The sequence below is a fragment of the Streptomyces sp. NBC_00670 genome, assembly GCF_036226765.1.
GTDB lineage: Bacteria > Actinomycetota > Actinomycetes > Streptomycetales > Streptomycetaceae > Streptomyces.
In genome coordinates this window covers 6,128,214-6,143,814 of sequence record NZ_CP109017.1, presented here as the reverse complement: position 1 = coordinate 6,143,814, position 15,601 = coordinate 6,128,214, and the positions used below count along the sequence as shown (strand labels likewise).

The window sequence follows — 15,601 nt, the reverse complement described above, 5'->3', positions numbered from 1 at the left end:
GGGCTTCGTCGCGTGGTTCGTCGTGGTGGTCAGTCGTCGCCGTGCCCGGGAGGGGGGCGGCCGGGCGGGCAGTCCCCGCGCAGGTCGTCGAAGACCGTGCGCAGCCGGGTCAACGCGCGTCGCACGTGCGGCAATTCCGTGGAGTCCGCTCCGGCGGCCGCCGCGTCGAGGCAGCGCAGCCGTTCCTCGGGGCCGGTGCCGAGCAGCGGGCCGGTGGACAGGCGTACGCGCAGGGCGTCGAGGTCGTCGCCGAACCGGTGGCCGCCCGGCACGGGACGGCCGAGCCGGGCGGTGAGGAACTCCTCCAGCTCCTGGGCGTCGCCGACGCCGTGCGCGGCGAGCGCGGGGCGCAGCGGTTCGAGGTCGGCGTACAGATGACGGCCGGCGGCCGGGGGCCGGGCCAGGGCGCCCGCGCCGACCACCGCGTCGTGCGCGGCGGCGGCCACGCGCGCGTGCAGCCGTACGGCGGCGGTGAGGCGGGCGGTGACGTCGGCGGGCTCCGCCAGCGCGTGGGCGGCCGCGGCGGCGACCGGGTCGGCGACGCGGGCGCCGAGCGCGGTGAGGACGTCCAGGACGCGGGCGTGCAGTCCGGCGCCGTCGGCGGTGGCGGGGAAGCGGGCGACGGCGGCGGGCCAGCCGGGCGGCAGGAAGGGGCCGGCCAGGTCGGTGAGGACGGTGACCCGGTCGGGGAGCATCTCGGCGGGGCTGAACTGGAGGGCCTGGTGCGGCCGGTGGAGGGTGTCGCGCCAGGTCTCGTCGCTGATCAGATACAGCCGCTCGGCGGCGGCCGCCTCCACGGTCTCGTGCACGAGTTCGGGCGGGGCGACGGTGCCGGTGGGGTCGTCGGCGGTCGACAGGACCAGGATGCGGGGGTCGCCGCCCTCGGCGCGGACCCGGCGGACGGTTTCGAGGAGCGCGTAGGGGTCGGGGACGCCGCCGCCCTCGGCGGGTATCGGCACGTGGAAGACGGCTCTGCCGAGCGCGCGGGCCAGCGGTGCCCACCAGGCGGCGCACGGCCGGGGCACGAGCACGTCGCCGCCGAGCGCGGCGGTGAGCGCGACGAGCAGGGCGGGGGCGCCGGGCGCGGCGGCCAGCCGGGCGGGGTCCGCGGGCAGCCGGCGGCGGCCGAAGTAACCCGCGGCGGCGTCGAGGAGGTCGGGCGTGCCGCCCGCGGGGGGTTCGCCGTCGGCGCGTTCGGCGCTGCCGCAGAGCGCGGCGGCCAGGCTCGGCAGGACGGGCAGTCCCTGGTCCGGCAGGGGCGGCCCGTACCGGACGGGGCCGTGCCCCTCGGGATCCGTCCGCCCCATGGCTGCCTCCGCGCGGTGGTGCCGGGCCCGGGGTCCCGGGCGTGCCCTGCCGTCCTCCTGGGGTGCCGCGTACGGTGCCGGCGGTGCCCTCGGGCTCTGAGTACCCCGAGTCACGCCGGGTCATGGGTGTCGCCCTGGGTCGCAGCCGTCACATGCTCATGGGCGCGGGTGGGCGAACCGGCGGCGCAGCCGGTGGACGGCGGCGCCGAACGCGCCCGCCATGAGGAGGGCACCGGCGGCCATCGCCGGCACGGAGTCGGTGAACGCGCCCCCGCGCCCGGCCTCCACACCGTGCTGCGCCCCGCCCGACGGCGCCTCGGTGGCCGGAGCGGCCGGACGGTGACTCGGCGCCGACGCGGAGGGCTGCGGGCGGGTGCCGGTGTCACCGGCGCCCGTGCCGCTTCCGGTACCCGTGCCGCTGTCGCTGCCGGTGCCGCTTCCGGTACCGGGCACGGCGGCGGGCGGCTCCTGCGCGAGCTGGGCGTCCACGCCGGGGTCGCCGACGTCGGCCCCCTCGGCCCCGCCTCCGTCCAGCCCGAAGGAGGTGCTCCACTGCTCCTGGGCCCCGCCGGGGGCCGCGGGACAGGCCCCGTCGACGGACCACTCCCCCGGCTCCGGTACGGCGTCGGGGGCGTCGTCGGCCGGGACCTGGGCGGTGCCGGTGTAGGTGAGGGCGGCGGTGCCGGTGGCGTCGACGCGGTGCAGCATCACCCTGCCCTCCTCGAACCCGCGCGAGGTGGCCTCGATGGAGGCGGGCGGAGCGTCTCCGGCGGCGTCGCAGGAGACGGAGACGGTCACGGTGCCGCCGGGGGTGGCGGCACCGGGTTCGACCTGCGCGGCGGGATCGGCCGCCGCGGCCACGCCCGGCGCGGCGAGCCCCAGGGCGGCCCCGGCCAGGGCGACGACGGTGAGAACACGGGGTGCAGGGCGACGCATGGGCGAACTCCTCGGACGGACGTCAAGCCTCACGTCCCATGACAGCCCCAGCCCACGGCTGCCGCCCGGGGCCAACCCCCATTAGCGCGACAAACGGCTCCTTCCGGGTGAACGGCCTCCCGCCCCTCACGCCTCCCGGAGTATCTGCTCCCGCAACCTCGCACAGCACCGGCTGATCAGCCGGGACACGTGCATCTGCGAGATCCCCAGCTGCTCCGCGATCCGGCTCTGCGTCATGTCCCCGAAGAACCGCATGTACAAAATGGCCCGCTCCCGCTCGGGGAGCGCGGCCAGCCGCGGCTTGACCGCTTCGCGGTCGACCACCGTGTCGAGCGCGGGATCGGCCGACCCGAGCGCGTCGCTCAGCGAGTACCCGTCGTCGCTGCCCGGCAGCTCCGCGTCGAGGGACAGCGCGGTGAAGCTCTCCAGCGCCTCGAGCCCCGTCTTGACGTCCTCCTCGCTCATGTGGGCGTGCGCGGCGATCTCGGCGACGGTGGGCCGGCGGCCGGAGACCGTCTGGGACAGGTCCTGGCAGGCGAACCGCACCCGGTTGCGGAGGTCCTGCACGCGCCGCGGCACGTGCAGCGTCCACATGTGGTCGCGGAAGTGCCGCTTGATCTCGCCGGTGACGGTGGGCACCGCGTAGCTCTCGAACGCGTTGCCGAGCTCGGGGTCGTACCGGTCGACGGCCTTGACGAGGCCGAGCGAGGCGACCTGGCGCAGGTCCTCGTAGCTCTCGCCGCGGCTGCGGAACCGTCCGGCGAGTCGTTCGGCCATGGGCAGCCAGGCCTCGATGATCCGGGAGCGGAGCGCGTCGCGTTCGGGGCCCTGGGGAAGTGCGGCGAGTCGGCGGAAGTCGGCGGAGGTGTCGGGGGCGTCGTCGTGGGGGTGGTGTTTCGCGCTTGCCTGGGTACGCATGGTGCTCGCAGCTCCCTGGGAGTGCTGTGCGGTGGACATTCACCGGGGAGCGCGCCGGCCGAGCGGGTCCGGACACACCCGTGACGACTCTCGCCGCTCCCACGGACGTGCCTCCTGTCCGAAGCACTGGGACTGCGCCTGCCCGAGCGCCTGGGGGGCAAACGCCCCGGAAAACACAAGCGGCGCCTGTGGTTCCGCGGGTTTTACCCCGTTTCGGGGACGCGTGCCTGGTGGCCCGGCCGATGGGGCGGCCGGCCCGCCCGCCGGGACCCGCGAAGACTTTCCCCGACTGTTGCCCGGCCTTGCCCGGCCTTTGCCGGGACGGTAGAGAGCCTTGGGGTCTCCTGGGTCCCCTCCGTCACACGCCGCCCTGCCGGGCTCCGGTCACAGCACCCGCGTACCGGTGCCGAGGGGGCCGCCGGTGCCCTCGGCGGTCGCGGTCGGGCCGGACGGAACGGCGGCGGCGGACGCGACGGCCGCGCCGTCGGCCGGGTCGGCGGCCGGAGCCGCCGGGAACACGAGGTCTTCGTACCGGTCCAGGGCCATGAGTACGCCCAGCATCACGAGCGGGATGATCACAGCGAGCACCACCATGGTTCGTCCTCCTCGAAGGACCCCAGTGGAATACCGCGCGGGGACTGCCGTGCCGGGTCACCACAACGCGCACCGCCAAACACGTCCGGGCAGGTCGGCGGCGCGGCGGCGCCGGAATCCGGGGCGTGGGCGCCTCCCGGCGGAACGGTCCCCGGACGGCCGTGTCGGTCCCGCCTCACCGGGTACGCGGGCACAACCCCCGAGAGTTGGAGTGCAGACATGCAGCGAGGCAGCGACAGGCTGAGCGTCCACCGGGACGACGAGATGAAGCACGAACTGCAGGGCATGCTGCGGTCCGGCCACCCGACGCGGAGCGAGGAGTGGCACGACCCGGAGCCCACCGCCGACGACGACCCCGAGGTCGCCGGCGGCCCGGTGGCCCCCGGTACGGCCGGTTCGCTGGAGAGCGTGCGCTACGAGCTGGCCCGTCGGCTGGGCCGTACGGCGTTCCCCGCGGGACCCGCCGAGCTGATCCGGGCGCTGCGCCGCGACAACGCCCCGGACGCGTTGATCGCGCCCCTGGAGGGGTTGCCGCACAAGGCGCGCTACGCCAACGCGCAGGAGCTCGCCGAGGCGGTCGTCGAGGCGGCCGAGGGCGGCGGCGGACAGCCATGACGGCGGTACTGGTCCGGGAGGTGATGACCCCCGGCATCGTCGCGGTGCTGCCGGACGCCCCGCTCGTCGAGGCCGCGCGGCTCATGCGGGCCCAGGACGTGGGCGAGGTGCTGGTGGCCGAGGGGGGACAGCTGATCGGTGTCCTGACCGACCGCGACATCGCCCTGCGGGCCGTCGCCGACGGCGCGGACCCGCTGACGGTGCTCGCCCAGGCGGTGTGCACGCCCCGCCCGGTGGTCGTCGGCCCGAACGACGACGTCACCGACGCCGTACGGCTGATGCGGCGGCACGCGGTACGGCGGCTGCCGGTCGTCCAGGACGGGCGCGCGGTCGGGATGGTGAGCCTCGGGGACGTGGCGCTCGCCCGGGACCCGGGCTCCGCGCTCGCCGACATCAGCCGCGCCGTACCCGACACCTGGCCGGGCCCCGCCCCGGAGCCGGACCTCACGGCCATGCAGAGAACCAGGTACGAAGAAGAGGAGCAGTGACCACGATGCGCATCGCATTCCTGACCGCCCCCGAGGGAGTCGAGCAGGTCGAGCTGACCGAGCCCTGGCAGGCGGTGACCGACGCCGGGCACGAACCCGTGCTCGTGTCGACGAAGTCCGGGGAGGTCCAGGCGTTCAACCACCTCGACAAGGCGGACACCTTCCCCGTGGCGGAGGTGACCGGCGAGGTGCCGGCGGAGTCCTTCGACGCGCTGGTGCTGCCGGGCGGCGTCGCCAACCCGGACGCGCTGCGGATGGACGAGAAGGCCGTGGCGTTCGTCCGCGCCTTCTTCGACCAGGGCCGCCCGGTCGCGGCGATCTGCCACGCCCCCTGGACGCTGATCGAGGCCGACGTCGTCTCCGGCCGCACCCTGACCTCGTGGCCGAGCCTGCGGACGGACCTGCGCAACGCGGGGGCCACGTGGGTCGACGAGCAGGTGAAGGTCTGCGACGGCGGCCCGAACGTACTGATCACGAGCCGCAAGCCGGACGACCTCAAGGCGTTCTGCGAGACGTTCCTGAAGGAGTTCGACAAGGCGGCGCAGAAGTGAAGTCGTAACAGCGGCCGTACGGCCGCCGTACGCGCGGCACCCGGGGCGGTGGCCGGCACCGGAGGAACCCGGTGCCGGCCACCGCCTCCGCTCCGTCAGTGCGGTGCCGCGCCGTCCGCGCAGCCGCGTTCCCGGGCGCCCTCCCGGGTACGGCCGGCGGAGACCAGCCGGCGCGGATGGCGGCGCAGATACTCGCCCTCCAGCTGCGCCATGCGCTCGTTGTGGGCGCGCAGCGCGTCGTCCGAGCCGTGCAGCAGGGTGTCGTGGCGTGTGCGGTGGATGGTCTCCAGCTCCTTCATGAGCTGGTCCTCACTGAATCGGTCCGGGGCGACTCCGGTGGTCGCGGTGTCCCGCGCGTCGTGTTCGTTCATGCCGTGCGGGTACCCGCTCCCGACGCAATACCCCCGAGCGGCACCCGGGAGGGAGCCATGGATCTCGCCTTTCTGCACCCCCTGTACGAACAGCCCGGCCCCTGGGCCTCCGTGTACGTGGACACCTCGCGGCACACGGAGTCGACGCCGCACGAACGCCATCTGACCGCCCAGGCCCTCTCCCAGGAGCTGGCCGGACAGGGCGCGGACGAGGCGACCTGTCAGGCGGTGCGGTCGGCCGTCGAGGAGCTGCGGCACTCCTCGGAACCGCACGGCAGGGCGCTGTTCGCGCGCGGTGGCGAGGTGGTGCTCGATCCGCCGCTGGCCGAGCGGCCGGCCGGCGGTTCCTCCGCCCGCTGGGCCCCGCTGCCGCGGACGACGCCGCTGCTCGAGCTGGCCGGTGAGGATCCGGTGTGTCTGGTGGCGTACATCGACCGCCGTGGCGCGGACTTCGAGCTGCGCGGGGCGCTGGGCCGCGAGGACGCCGGGTCGGTGACCGGGCGGCAGTGGCCGATCCACCGGACGCGTTCGGTGGACTGGTCCGAGCGGCACTTCCAGCTCGCGGTGGAGAACACCTGGGAGCACAACGCGGGGGAGGTCGCCGAGGCGCTGGCGGCGTGCCGGGAGGAGACCGGGGCGGACCTGGTGGTCCTCGTCGGTGACGACCGGGAGCGGCGCAGTGTGCACGAGCGGCTGCCGCAGGGGGTGCGGGAGCGGACCGTGGAGGCGTCGCACGGGCCGGGCAGCCGGCTGCTCGACGAGGACGTCGAGCGGATCCGCGCGGAGCATGTGCGGCACCGGGCGGAGGAGGACCTGGAGCGGTTCCTGGCGGCGCGGGCGCCGGACGCGGAGGGGCGGGCGCTGGCCGTCGAGGGGGTGCCGGCGGTGATCGAGGCGGCGCGGGAGCATCGCATCGACGAGTTGCTGGTCCGGCCGGACGGGGCGGACGCACACCAGGAGGTGTGGATCGGGGAGGACGCGGATCAGGTGGCGGTGCGGCGGACTGAGCTGAAGACGTTGGGTGAGCAGCATTCGTGGGCCGCGCGGGCGGACGATGCGTTGGTGCGGGCGGCTGTCGCGACGGGTGCGCCGGCGCTGTCGGTCGCGCCGGCGGATGCGACGGTCCGCTCGGACGCGCCCGTCGGCGGCCTCGGCGCGCTCCTCCGCTGGAAGTAGCCCCGTTTTTCCTCGCCCCCGCCGCCCCTACCCTTCCCGTCCCTTCAAGGGGCTCCGCCCCTTGGACCCCGTACGGGGCTTCGCCCCGTTGCGCAGTTCCCCGCGCCCCTATCCAGGGGCGCGGGGAACTGCGCGATCTTTTAGCGGGGTCTGGGGGCGCAGCCCCCAGGGATGGGACGGGTAGGGGCGGCGGGGGCGAAAAACCCTCCCCGCACCCCGCCATACACACAACCTCCCCCGGCGGGTAGGCGTTTCCGCATGAGCCCTGATGTCGACCTGACCGTCCGGCCCCCGGGCCGTCACCTCCTCCGGGACCGCCTGCTCGGCGCGGACCGCCGCCTGTTCGAAGCCGTCGCCGCCCGCCACTGGCCCGGCGCCGACCCCGTCCTCCCCCGCCTCAGCCACGCCGCCAACCACGGCGTACTGTGGTGCGCCGCGGCCGCCGCCCTCACCGCCGCCCGCACCCCCCGCGGCCGCCGCGCGGCAGCCCGCGGCCTCGCCTCCCTCGCCCTGGCCTCCGCCACCATCAACACCCTCGGCAAGCGCTCGGTCCGCCGCACCCGCCCCGTCCTGGACTCCGTCCCGCTCTCCCGCCGGCTCAAGCAGCAGCCGTTCACCACCTCCTTCCCCTCCGGGCACGCCGCCTCCGCCGCCGCCTTCGCCGCCGGCGTGGCGCTGGAGTCGCGCGGCCTGGGCGCGGCGGTGGCGCCGCTGGCTACCGCGGTCGCGGTCTCGCGCGTGTACACCGGCGTGCACTACCCCAGCGACGTCCTCGCCGGCGCCGCCCTCGGCGTCGGCGCCGCCTTCGCCGTACGCGGCCTGGTGCCCACCCGCGACCAGCTCCCCGCCCCCGGCCGGCCCCGCGCGGACGCGCCCGCGCTGCCCGCCGGCGAGGGCCTGGTGATCGTCGCCAACCGCGCCTCGGGCACCTCGGAGCGCGTCCGGAACCTCATGGAGCTGCTGCCGCGTGCCGAGACGGTGGAGTGCGAACCCTCCGACGTCCCCGAGGAGCTGGAGAAGGCGGCGGCCCGTGCCCGGGTGCTCGGCGTGTGCGGCGGCGACGGCACGGTGAACGCCGCCGCCCAGGTCGCCGTCCGCCACGCGCTGCCGCTGGCGGTCGTGCCGGGCGGCACCCTCAACCACTTCGCCCAGGACCTGTGCATCGAGGACGTCCGCGATCTGGCCCGCGCCCTGGAGCGCGGCGACGCCGTCCGCGTCGACGTGGGCCGCTGGTCCACCCCGGAGCGGGACGGCGTCTTCATCAACACCCTCAGCCTGGGCGTCTACCCGGAGCTGGTGCGCGAGCGGGAGCGCTGGTCGCACCGGATCGGCGCCTGGCCGGCGGGGGTGCTCGCGGCGCTGAAGGTGCTGCGCGCCGACCGGCATCCGTTGCAGGCCGAGATCCGGGGCCGCGCGCACCCGTTGTGGCTGCTGTTCGCGGGCAACGGCACCTACCACCGGCTGGGCCTCGCGCCCGGCCGCCGCTACGACCTGGCGGACGGCAAGCTCGACGTGCGGGTGGTGCACGGCGGCCGGCGCCCCGCGCTGCGGCTGCTGTCCGCGGCGGCGGCCGGCCCGCTCACCCGCTCCCCCGCGCACGCCGCCGTACGGGTGCGGCGGCTGCGCCTGGACGGGGTCGCGCCCGGCACGCTGCTCGCGTACGACGGCGAGGTCACCGAGGTGGCGGGCACGGTCACGCTGTTCAAGCAGCCGGAGGCCCTGACGGTCTACCGCCCGCTCTCCTAGACCTGTTGATTCCATTATTCAAGACAACTCGTCTCACCATGCGGTGAACGGCATACGGTGTCACGTACCGTCCCGCGGCCTCGGCGCTGCGGGGCGGCATGTCGTGTACCCGTACGTCCGTACGTCGTGAAGGGGAGAGACGCCATGTCGAAACCGCGGGAGACCGCCGTCTACACGCACGGCCACCACGAGTCCGTGCTGCGCTCGCACACCTGGCGGACGGCCGCCAACTCGGCGGGCTACCTCCTGGGCTCGCTCAAGCCCCACATGCGGATCCTGGACATCGGCTGCGGCCCCGGCACCATCACCGCGGACCTGGCGGAACTGGTCCCGGACGGCCATGTCACCGGCGTCGACCGCGCCCCGGAGATCGTGGCGAGGGCCAGGGCCACGGCGGCCGAACGCGGCCTGGACAACACCGACTTCGCGGTCGCGGACGTCCACGCCCTGGACTACCCGGACGACACGTTCTGCGTGGTCCACGCGCACCAGGTGCTCCAGCACGTCGGCGACCCGGTCCGAGCGCTGCGCGAGATGACGCGGGTCACCAGGCCCGGCGGCTTCATCGCCGTACGGGACTCCGACTACGCGGCGATGACCTGGTACCCGCTGGTGCCCGGTCTGGACGACTGGCTGGATCTGTACCGCCGGGTGGCGCGCGCCAACGGGGGCGAGCCGGACGCGGGGCGGCGGCTGTACTCCTGGGCGCTGGCGGCCGGGCTCACCGACGTGACGGCCACGTCGAGCACCTGGACCTTCGCCACCGAGGAGGAGCGGGCCTGGTGGAGCGGGCTGTGGGCGGACCGAACCGTCGCCTCCGCGTACGCCGACCGCGCCACCTCGGGCGGTCACGCCACCGAGGAGGAGCTGCGGGCGGTGTCGGGGGCGTGGCGGGAGTGGGGGCGCAGCACCGACGGCTGGTTCGCCGTCCTGCACGCGGAAATTCTGGCCCGCAAGGAAGTCTGAACGAGGAGTTAGGGGCAATAAGAACCGCAGGAGGTACAACAATCATGGTTCCCATTCTGCTGGTTCTTCTGCTGGCCCTCATTCTCTTCGGTGCCGGCTTCGCGGTGAAAATCCTCTGGTGGATCGCGCTCGTGGTTCTGGTGGTCTGGCTGCTGGGATTCCTGGTGCGCGGTACGAGTTCCTCCGGCTCCCGTGGCCGATGGTATAGGTGGTAACGGAAAGTACGACCGGGCCCCCGCGGGAATTCCCGCGGGGGCCCGGTCGTGCTCTCGTGCGAGAGGGGCCGGGGCGCGCGTCGCGCGCCCCGGCTCAGTCGCGCGGCAGCAGCGGGCCGAGCGGCCCGAGGTCCAGGTTGAGATCCTCGGGCCGCAGGCCGTAGCGGTCACGCAGCTCGGCCATCCGGTCCTCGAGCAGCATCAGCGTCAGCCCGATGCGCTCCTCCTGGTCCTCGGTGAGGTCCCCGGTGTCGAACCGGCGCACCGCCTGCCGCTCCATGAGCTGGCGCAGCAGTTCGACGACGGTCAGCACCAGCTTGATGAGGTCGCGCTCGACGGTGTCGGGCTCCAGCTCCATCCGCCGGCGCGGCCGCCCGTCGCGCGCGGGCGCCGGGTCGGTCCCACCGTCGGACGCGCCGTCGATCCAGCCGCCGCTCTCGCCGTTGATCCCGCCCTTGATCTCGCCGTTGATCCCGCCGTTGATCTCGCCACTGCTCTCGCTGTCGGTCATGGTCATTCGGCCTCCGGCCAGGGCGAGGGGACGTTCTCGTTGACGGAGCTGATCAGGGCGTTGAGATCGATGCGCACGAGGTCGACGTCGGCGATGCGCAGGGTGATGTCCCCGGTGATCACCACGCCGCCCGCGAGCAGCCGGTCGAGCAGGTCGACCAGCGCGATCTCCCGGCGTTCGACGACCGTCACGTCCGCTCCCCCGTGCTCTCGTCGGCGAGCCCGGTGAACGAGTACGCCGCCCACGGCCCGGTCAGTTCGACGCGAATTCCGGGGGTGTCGTCCTTCGTACGGTCGACCAGGGTCACGAATTCCTCGGACCGCGCCCGCGGCACGAGATAGGCGGCATTCAGCACATTACGGCCCGAGGCCCCGGAAAGCTGGGGGTTCTGCGGGGCGTGCAGCCGGGAATCCTCGGCCTGCGCGGAAAGCCGTTCGTGCAGTCGGCGGGCGAATTCCTCGACCTGCTGCCACTGTTCCTCGCGGGCCGTGGTGCGCATACGGCGCTGCCGGAGGTAATCCCGTCCGGACCTGGCCTTCGGGGCGGGAGTTCCGGTGCCGGCCTCCGCCGCCGCGCCCCCGCCGCCGCCCGCGTCCTCGTCCGGATTCTCCATGAAGATCTTGACGCCCCATTCGACGCGGCCGTCCAGCCGGTCGAGGGCGTGCCGGAACGCGTCCTCGCGCTTCTCCATCATCACGCGGACGGCGCTGTCGTCGCGGAACACGGTGGCCATGCGCAGCGGCAGCGGGGTGGTGACGCCGGTGAGCGCGTCGATGACGTTCTGGTGGGCGCGGGCCGTGGCGGTGAGCCAGTCCAGGTCCTCCAGACGGGTCCGCAGCGCCTCCTCGGCGAAGTCGGACTCCGGGACCTGGCTGACGACGGCGATCAGACCGTGGTGCTCCAGCTGGCGGGCCGGAGCGCCCGCCACCCCCCTCAGCTCGGCCTGGAGGGGGGCGGTGAGGGGGCGGCAGACGGCGTAGACGTACCGCAGCGCGGTCATGGGGACTCCTCCCTGCGGGGGGTGCGGGGGGCGGCACCCTCGGCGAGCTCGTGCTCCCCGCCGTGAGTACCACCCTCCAGCCGCTCCAGTCGGGCGCGCAGCTCGGCGTTCTCCCGCCGCAGCTCGTCGTGGCGGGCACGGGAGGACAGCGCCGGGTCGCTCTCCCACCAGTCGATGCCCATCTCCTTGGCCTTGTCGACGGAGGCGACGACGAGGCGCAGCTTGATGGTGAGCAGTTCGATGTCGAGCAGGTTGATCTTGATGTCGCCCGCGATCACCACACCTTTGTCGAGCACCCGTTCGAGGATGTCGGCCAGGTTGGCGCCGCTCGACGGACCCCCGTAGGGGTCGGGGAATCTCGCGGGGGACGTCATCGCCGGCTCCCGGAGGCGAGGCGCTCGTCCTCGGGCTCGGGTTCGTCCTCGGGCTCGGCCTCGGACTCGTCCTCGGGTTCGACCTCGTCGGTCTCCTCCTCGTAGTCCTCCTCGGGCTCCCGGTCCTCGGCGTCCTCCGTGCCCTCCTCGTCGTACCCGGCGTCCTCGTCCTCGTACTCGGCCTCGGGCTCCTCCTCGTAGGCGCCCTCCTCCTCGTCCTCGTAGCCCTCCTCGGGCTCGTCGGCGGAGTCCTCCGGCTCCTCCGACGCGGAATCGGACCCGGGCTCGGGCTCGGACTCGTCGGCGCCCTCGTAACCGTCCTCGGGCTCCTCCTCGCCCTCGGCCCGCCGGCCGGCCTCCTCTTCCTCCTCGGCGACCGCGTCCTCATGGCTGCGCACGACCTCGCCGTCGCGGATCTCGCCGCGCCAGCCGTCCGACGCCTCGCCCTTGAGGGTGAGGAAGCGGACGTAGTTCTTCAGGTCGAGCCGGGCCCGGCGGCCCTGGGCGCGCCAGATGTTGCCGGTCTTCTCGAACAGCCCCTTGGGGTAGTACTCGATGACCAGCAGCACCCGGGTGAGGTTCTCCCCCAGCGAGTGGAAGGAGACGACGCCCTTGGTGGTGCCCTTGGCGCCCTCCGAGCTCCAGGAGATCCGGTCGTCGGGGATCTGCTCGGTGGTCTTCGCCTTCCAGCTGCGGTTGGACCAGAACACCTTCAGCTGCCAGTCGGAGCTGGTGTCGTCGGCGCGGTTCGCGCTCTTGACGCCCTTGGCGAAGGTGCTGAAGTCCTGGTACTGCGTCCACTGGTCGTAGGCGGTGCGCAGCGGCACGCCCACGTCGACGGACTCCAGGATGACGGTGGGCTTCTGGCCCGCTCCGCCGCCCTTGCGCTTGCCCTTGCCTCCGGTGAGGTTCTTGAAGGCGTCGGTGACGCTGTCCTTGGCCCGGCCGGCGCCCACCTCCAGGGCGGAGCGCAGCGGCCCCTTGCCCTCGGCGAGCTTGCGGCCGCCGTCCAGGGCGAGCTTGGCGAAGCCGGGGCTGTTGCCCTCGGCGATGTCGTTGAGCTTCCCGGTGGTCTCGCCGAGCTTGCGGCCGAGTCCGGCCAGCGCGCGCTCGGCCTGGGCGCCGAGATAGCTCTGCAGTTCGCTCTTGAGGCGGTCGACCGCCTCGCTGCGGGCGACCCCGGAGAGGCCTCCCGTCGCCTTCCCGGCCGCGGATCCCACGGTGTCGGCCATGGTCACCGCCTCCCTTCACCGGACTGGCCGCCGGTGGAGCGGCGTGCGGCACCCTTGGCCGCGGTGGTCTTCTTGGCGGGCGCCTTCTTCGCGGTGCGCGCGGTCTTCTTCGCGGCGCCCGCGGCGCCCCCGGCGCCCTCGGCCGCCCGCTTGGCGGGCGCCTTCTTGGCCGCCTTCCGCGCGGGGGCCTTCTTCGCGGGCCGGCGGCGCGGAGCCTCGTCCCCGTCGTCGCCGGACCGCTCGTCGCCGGACCGCTCGTCGGAGTCCCGGTCCGCGCGCTCGTCGCGGTCCTCGGCGGACCCGCCGTCGTCCCGGTCCCGCTCGTCGGCCTCCTCGTCGTCCTCCCGGCCCCCGCCGCCCGTACCGGGCAGATCCGTGGCCTTGGAGGCGACGCCGGAGACCTGGTCGCGAAGCTGACCGGTGCGGTTGTGCAGCCGGTCGGCGATGCCGGAGATCTGCCGTTCGACGAGCGCGCCGGAGGCGGCCTTGCCGACCCCGCGCAGATCGGTCCGCAACTGGTCGCCGATCTCCTTGAACTGCGGGTTGTTCTTCAGCTGCTGGTTCACCAGATCGGCCACCGCGCGCGGGCTGAGCTGCATCTTCTTGCCCGCCACGAGCGTGCCGACGGCGAACGCCATCTTCATCTTCTTCGTACGTCCAAGGACGTACCCGGCCCCTACGGCGAGGCCCAGAGCCACTCGGTTCATCATGCCGTCCCGTTGCCTGTCGACGATGTACGGCCCATGCCGATCTCCATGCGGTCCAGGAGCGCGTCCTCCTGCGTGTCGAACTCGTCCTCAGTGATCTCGCCCGCCTCCAGCCGCTGCTCGAGCTGTGCGAGCTCGGCCCGGATGTTCGCCGGGTCGTAGTATTGGCGCTCGGCCTCGGCGACCACCTGTCTGATCGCCCAGAGGCTGCCGCGCGCGGGCGCGAACGGCAGCAGCAGGACCTCGCTGAGCAGTCCCATGGCTCACTCCTCGGCCGCCACCGTGCCGGTCGGCGTCGCGGCGGGCTCGGCGGGGCCGGGCTCGACGAAGCTGTAGGGCGGCAGCGGTCCGTTGACCCGCAGTTCGAGGTGCGGGTTGTTCTTGCGGACCTCCTCGACGGCCTCCACGAAGCGCGCGGAGGCGTCGCGGGGCACCAGGAAGGAGACGTTGGCGAGCCAGCCGGTGGACTCGGGGCCCGGGCTGACCGCCTCGGCGGCCGGCTCCAGCTGCCGCCGGACCTCACCGGCGTCCGTCGCCTCCAGGCGCTGCACGGCCTGTGCGACCATCTCGCCGAGCCGCAGCTTGTCCTCGTAACTGCCGCCGCCGGAGCGCCGGTTGGACTCCGCGAGGGCGCGCAGGTCCGGGTTCTCGGACATCACCCGGTGCAGTACCGCCTCCTCGTCGTGGCTGGCCTTGACGTTGTACTCGACGCGGCCGTCCAGGGCGGTCAGCCGCTCCCGGTAGTGGTCGGCGCGCTCGTCGAGCACCTGGGCGACGGCGTCGTCGTCCGGGGCGAGGCTGCCGAAGCGCATCGGCAGCACCGAACCGCCCGCGCCCGCCTCGCCGAGGACGGTCTGGTGGGCGAGCAGGTCCCTGCGCTTGGGGCGCAGCCCCTCGGGGGCGTCGCTGACGATGGCCGTCAGTCCGCCGCCCGTCACGGTCCTGAGCGGGCGCGGCGGATCGCCGACGCCGGCCAGTTCCTCCGGGAGCGAGGGGTGCGAGCCCGCGGCGATGCCGTAGACGTACGTGCTCACTCCGACTCCTCCTTCTTGCGCGCGGGGGCGGACCTGCGGGCCCGCGGCCGCGACTCGCTCTTGCCCTCGTCGCCCCGGCTCTCGTCACGGGCCTGGCTGAAGGCGTCGGATATGGTCTGCGCGGCGCCGGAGAGGGCGCCCTTGGACTTGCCGCGCGCGCCGGACTCGGTCATCTCGCCGACCAGTTCGGGCAGGCCGGTGCTCTTGTTGGGGCCCGACTCCAGGTCGAGCCGGTTGCAGGCCTCGGCGAAGCGCAGATAGGTGTCGACGCTGGCCACGACGACCCGGACGTCGATCTTCAGGATCTCGATACCGACGAGGGACACACGGACAAACGCGTCGATCACCAATCCCCGGTCGAGGACGAGCTCAAGGACGTCGTAGAGGCCGCTGGAGCCGCCTCCGCCTCCGGACTGCTGGGCCGGAACTACGGTCATACCGGTGATGCCTCCTTCTGTGACGTTTCGTGTTCGCGGGGGAAGCGCGCGGTCGCTCAGCCGCCCGACCGCCGGTCGGCCCGGCCCCGCTCGTAACGGCGGACCCGCCGGTAACCGGCCAGGTCGCCGTCGGCCGTGAGCTCCACCTCGTAACTGGCGAGCAGGCTCATCGTGTCGGGGACCCGGGACAGCTCCAGCACCTCGATCTCGAGGCTCCAGCCGTCGTCCGTGCGTGTGAACGACGACACGGATTCGGCCTCCAGGCCGGTGAGTTCCACGAACTGGGCGCTTCCCTTGCGCACGACTTCCATGGGTGTCAGGGATTTTCTTCTCTGGGGCTCTTTGCCCTCTTCGGATGCTTTGGACGTGTTGCTCTCTTCGGATGAATCTCGTGAATTCGATGCATGGGATGTGTTCGACATG

22 protein-coding genes are annotated in these 15,601 nt (G+C 73.7%); 7 read left to right on the top strand and 15 right to left on the bottom strand.

The window, feature by feature from the left end:
• Nucleotides 1-29: 29 nt before the first annotated feature.
• The 4 genes from OIE12_RS27200 to OIE12_RS27185 form a co-directional block, all read right to left on the bottom strand.
• Complete coding sequence (locus tag OIE12_RS27200; RefSeq protein ID WP_329139710.1) at nt 30-1,307, bottom strand: aminotransferase class I/II-fold pyridoxal phosphate-dependent enzyme; 1,278 nt, start codon at nt 1,305-1,307, stop codon at nt 30-32.
• Nucleotides 1,308-1,463: 156 nt separating this feature from the next.
• Nucleotides 1,464-2,243, bottom strand: a complete 780-nt coding sequence (locus OIE12_RS27195; protein WP_329139709.1) for a hypothetical protein — start codon at nt 2,241-2,243, stop codon at nt 1,464-1,466.
• 126 nt (nt 2,244-2,369) lie between these two features.
• Nucleotides 2,370-3,161 (bottom strand): RNA polymerase sigma factor SigF, encoded by a 792-nt coding sequence (locus OIE12_RS27190; RefSeq protein WP_329139707.1) that lies wholly within the window; start codon nt 3,159-3,161, stop codon nt 2,370-2,372.
• Nucleotides 3,162-3,545: 384 nt separating this feature from the next.
• Entirely contained in the window at nt 3,546-3,755 is a 210-nt protein-coding gene (locus tag OIE12_RS27185; protein WP_329139705.1) for a hypothetical protein, read from the bottom strand.
• 219 nt (nt 3,756-3,974) lie between these two features.
• On the opposite strand from OIE12_RS27185, the gene OIE12_RS27180 reads away from it, so the two are divergent.
• Genes OIE12_RS27180 through OIE12_RS27170 form a run of 3 tightly spaced genes read left to right on the top strand, consistent with a single transcriptional unit; the run spans nt 3,975 to nt 5,409 of the window.
• Nucleotides 3,975-4,370, top strand: coding sequence for a DUF2795 domain-containing protein (locus OIE12_RS27180; protein ID WP_329139703.1), 396 nt, complete (start codon nt 3,975-3,977; stop codon nt 4,368-4,370).
• Complete coding sequence (locus OIE12_RS27175; RefSeq protein ID WP_329139701.1) at nt 4,367-4,858, top strand: CBS domain-containing protein; 492 nt, start codon at nt 4,367-4,369, stop codon at nt 4,856-4,858. The genes OIE12_RS27180 and OIE12_RS27175 overlap by 4 nt, the downstream gene beginning before the upstream one ends.
• A 5-nt stretch (nt 4,859-4,863) precedes the next feature.
• Complete coding sequence (locus OIE12_RS27170) at nt 4,864-5,409, top strand: type 1 glutamine amidotransferase domain-containing protein (protein ID WP_329139699.1); 546 nt, start codon at nt 4,864-4,866, stop codon at nt 5,407-5,409.
• 95 nt (nt 5,410-5,504) lie between these two features.
• Here the strand turns inward: OIE12_RS27170 and OIE12_RS27165 are convergent, their stop codons facing one another.
• On the bottom strand, nt 5,505-5,780 hold the full coding sequence (locus tag OIE12_RS27165) for a DUF6158 family protein (RefSeq protein ID WP_329139697.1): 276 nt from the start codon (nt 5,778-5,780) through the stop codon (nt 5,505-5,507).
• Nucleotides 5,781-5,837: 57 nt separating this feature from the next.
• Between OIE12_RS27165 and OIE12_RS27160 the strand changes: the two genes are divergently transcribed.
• From OIE12_RS27160 to OIE12_RS27145, 4 genes are all read left to right on the top strand, one after another.
• A complete protein-coding gene (locus tag OIE12_RS27160) occupies nt 5,838-6,956 on the top strand; it encodes a baeRF2 domain-containing protein (RefSeq protein WP_329139695.1) in 1,119 nt (372 codons plus the stop codon).
• 258 nt (nt 6,957-7,214) lie between these two features.
• Entirely contained in the window at nt 7,215-8,702 is a 1,488-nt protein-coding gene (locus OIE12_RS27155; RefSeq protein WP_329139693.1) for a bifunctional phosphatase PAP2/diacylglycerol kinase family protein, read from the top strand.
• Nucleotides 8,703-8,846: 144 nt separating this feature from the next.
• Nucleotides 8,847-9,668 carry a class I SAM-dependent methyltransferase gene (locus OIE12_RS27150; RefSeq protein WP_329139692.1) on the top strand — a complete coding sequence of 274 codons (822 nt, stop codon included), beginning with the start codon at nt 8,847-8,849 and terminating at the stop codon, nt 9,666-9,668.
• A 44-nt stretch (nt 9,669-9,712) separates the two neighbouring features.
• Nucleotides 9,713-9,883 carry a hypothetical protein gene (locus OIE12_RS27145; protein WP_006142940.1) on the top strand — a complete coding sequence of 57 codons (171 nt, stop codon included), beginning with the start codon at nt 9,713-9,715 and terminating at the stop codon, nt 9,881-9,883.
• Between the two features lie 94 nt (nt 9,884-9,977).
• Here the strand turns inward: OIE12_RS27145 and OIE12_RS27140 are convergent, their stop codons facing one another.
• From OIE12_RS27140 to OIE12_RS27095, 10 genes are all read right to left on the bottom strand, one after another.
• Nucleotides 9,978-10,241 carry a gas vesicle protein K gene (locus tag OIE12_RS27140; RefSeq protein ID WP_329142253.1) on the bottom strand — a complete coding sequence of 88 codons (264 nt, stop codon included), beginning with the start codon at nt 10,239-10,241 and terminating at the stop codon, nt 9,978-9,980.
• A gap of 155 nt (nt 10,242-10,396) precedes the next feature.
• The gene (locus OIE12_RS27135) at nt 10,397-10,585 is read right to left on the bottom strand and encodes a gas vesicle protein (RefSeq protein ID WP_030378335.1); all 189 of its coding nucleotides are present in this window, start codon (nt 10,583-10,585) and stop codon (nt 10,397-10,399) included.
• On the bottom strand, nt 10,582-11,394 hold the full coding sequence (locus OIE12_RS27130) for a GvpL/GvpF family gas vesicle protein (protein ID WP_329139690.1): 813 nt from the start codon (nt 11,392-11,394) through the stop codon (nt 10,582-10,584). The genes OIE12_RS27135 and OIE12_RS27130 overlap by 4 nt, the downstream gene beginning before the upstream one ends.
• Nucleotides 11,391-11,768 carry a gas vesicle protein gene (locus tag OIE12_RS27125; protein WP_329139687.1) on the bottom strand — a complete coding sequence of 126 codons (378 nt, stop codon included), beginning with the start codon at nt 11,766-11,768 and terminating at the stop codon, nt 11,391-11,393. Before OIE12_RS27125 ends, OIE12_RS27130 begins: the two co-directional genes overlap by 4 nt.
• Nucleotides 11,765-13,000, bottom strand: a complete 1,236-nt coding sequence (locus OIE12_RS27120; protein WP_329139686.1) for an SRPBCC family protein — start codon at nt 12,998-13,000, stop codon at nt 11,765-11,767. The genes OIE12_RS27125 and OIE12_RS27120 overlap by 4 nt, the downstream gene beginning before the upstream one ends.
• A 2-nt stretch (nt 13,001-13,002) precedes the next feature.
• Complete coding sequence (locus tag OIE12_RS27115) at nt 13,003-13,707, bottom strand: DNA primase (RefSeq protein ID WP_329139683.1); 705 nt, start codon at nt 13,705-13,707, stop codon at nt 13,003-13,005.
• Nucleotides 13,707-13,967: a gas vesicle protein GvpG gene (locus OIE12_RS27110; RefSeq protein WP_329139681.1), complete on the bottom strand. Its 261-nt coding sequence runs from the start codon at nt 13,965-13,967 to the stop codon at nt 13,707-13,709. The genes OIE12_RS27115 and OIE12_RS27110 overlap by 1 nt, the downstream gene beginning before the upstream one ends.
• A 3-nt stretch (nt 13,968-13,970) precedes the next feature.
• Nucleotides 13,971-14,741, bottom strand: coding sequence for a GvpL/GvpF family gas vesicle protein (locus OIE12_RS27105; RefSeq protein WP_329139679.1), 771 nt, complete (start codon nt 14,739-14,741; stop codon nt 13,971-13,973).
• The gene (locus OIE12_RS27100; protein ID WP_030378328.1) at nt 14,738-15,178 is read right to left on the bottom strand and encodes a gas vesicle structural protein GvpA; all 441 of its coding nucleotides are present in this window, start codon (nt 15,176-15,178) and stop codon (nt 14,738-14,740) included. Before OIE12_RS27100 ends, OIE12_RS27105 begins: the two co-directional genes overlap by 4 nt.
• Before the next feature lie 56 nt (nt 15,179-15,234).
• Complete coding sequence (locus OIE12_RS27095) at nt 15,235-15,600, bottom strand: gas vesicle protein GvpO (protein ID WP_329139676.1); 366 nt, start codon at nt 15,598-15,600, stop codon at nt 15,235-15,237.
• Between the last annotated feature and the right edge of the window lies 1 nt (nt 15,601).

Coding starts and splice junctions, on each gene's coding strand:
- OIE12_RS27200 (WP_329139710.1), bottom strand. CDS start 1,307: ATGGGGCGGACGGATCCCGAGGGGCACGGCCCCGTCCGGTACGGGCCG.
- OIE12_RS27195 (WP_329139709.1), bottom strand. CDS start 2,243: ATGCGTCGCCCTGCACCCCGTGTTCTCACCGTCGTCGCCCTGGCCGGG.
- OIE12_RS27190 (WP_329139707.1), bottom strand. CDS start 3,161: ATGCGTACCCAGGCAAGCGCGAAACACCACCCCCACGACGACGCCCCC.
- OIE12_RS27185 (WP_329139705.1), bottom strand. CDS start 3,755: ATGGTGGTGCTCGCTGTGATCATCCCGCTCGTGATGCTGGGCGTACTC.
- OIE12_RS27180 (WP_329139703.1), top strand. CDS start 3,975: ATGCAGCGAGGCAGCGACAGGCTGAGCGTCCACCGGGACGACGAGATG.
- OIE12_RS27175 (WP_329139701.1), top strand. CDS start 4,367: ATGACGGCGGTACTGGTCCGGGAGGTGATGACCCCCGGCATCGTCGCG.
- OIE12_RS27170 (WP_329139699.1), top strand. CDS start 4,864: ATGCGCATCGCATTCCTGACCGCCCCCGAGGGAGTCGAGCAGGTCGAG.
- OIE12_RS27165 (WP_329139697.1), bottom strand. CDS start 5,780: ATGAACGAACACGACGCGCGGGACACCGCGACCACCGGAGTCGCCCCG.
- OIE12_RS27160 (WP_329139695.1), top strand. CDS start 5,838: ATGGATCTCGCCTTTCTGCACCCCCTGTACGAACAGCCCGGCCCCTGG.
- OIE12_RS27155 (WP_329139693.1), top strand. CDS start 7,215: ATGAGCCCTGATGTCGACCTGACCGTCCGGCCCCCGGGCCGTCACCTC.
- OIE12_RS27150 (WP_329139692.1), top strand. CDS start 8,847: ATGTCGAAACCGCGGGAGACCGCCGTCTACACGCACGGCCACCACGAG.
- OIE12_RS27145 (WP_006142940.1), top strand. CDS start 9,713: ATGGTTCCCATTCTGCTGGTTCTTCTGCTGGCCCTCATTCTCTTCGGT.
- OIE12_RS27140 (WP_329142253.1), bottom strand. CDS start 10,241: ATGGAGCTGGAGCCCGACACCGTCGAGCGCGACCTCATCAAGCTGGTG.
- OIE12_RS27130 (WP_329139690.1), bottom strand. CDS start 11,394: ATGACCGCGCTGCGGTACGTCTACGCCGTCTGCCGCCCCCTCACCGCC.
- OIE12_RS27125 (WP_329139687.1), bottom strand. CDS start 11,768: ATGACGTCCCCCGCGAGATTCCCCGACCCCTACGGGGGTCCGTCGAGC.
- OIE12_RS27120 (WP_329139686.1), bottom strand. CDS start 13,000: ATGGCCGACACCGTGGGATCCGCGGCCGGGAAGGCGACGGGAGGCCTC.
- OIE12_RS27115 (WP_329139683.1), bottom strand. CDS start 13,707: ATGAACCGAGTGGCTCTGGGCCTCGCCGTAGGGGCCGGGTACGTCCTT.
- OIE12_RS27110 (WP_329139681.1), bottom strand. CDS start 13,967: ATGGGACTGCTCAGCGAGGTCCTGCTGCTGCCGTTCGCGCCCGCGCGC.
- OIE12_RS27100 (WP_030378328.1), bottom strand. CDS start 15,178: ATGACCGTAGTTCCGGCCCAGCAGTCCGGAGGCGGAGGCGGCTCCAGC.
- OIE12_RS27095 (WP_329139676.1), bottom strand. CDS start 15,600: ATGTCGAACACATCCCATGCATCGAATTCACGAGATTCATCCGAAGAG.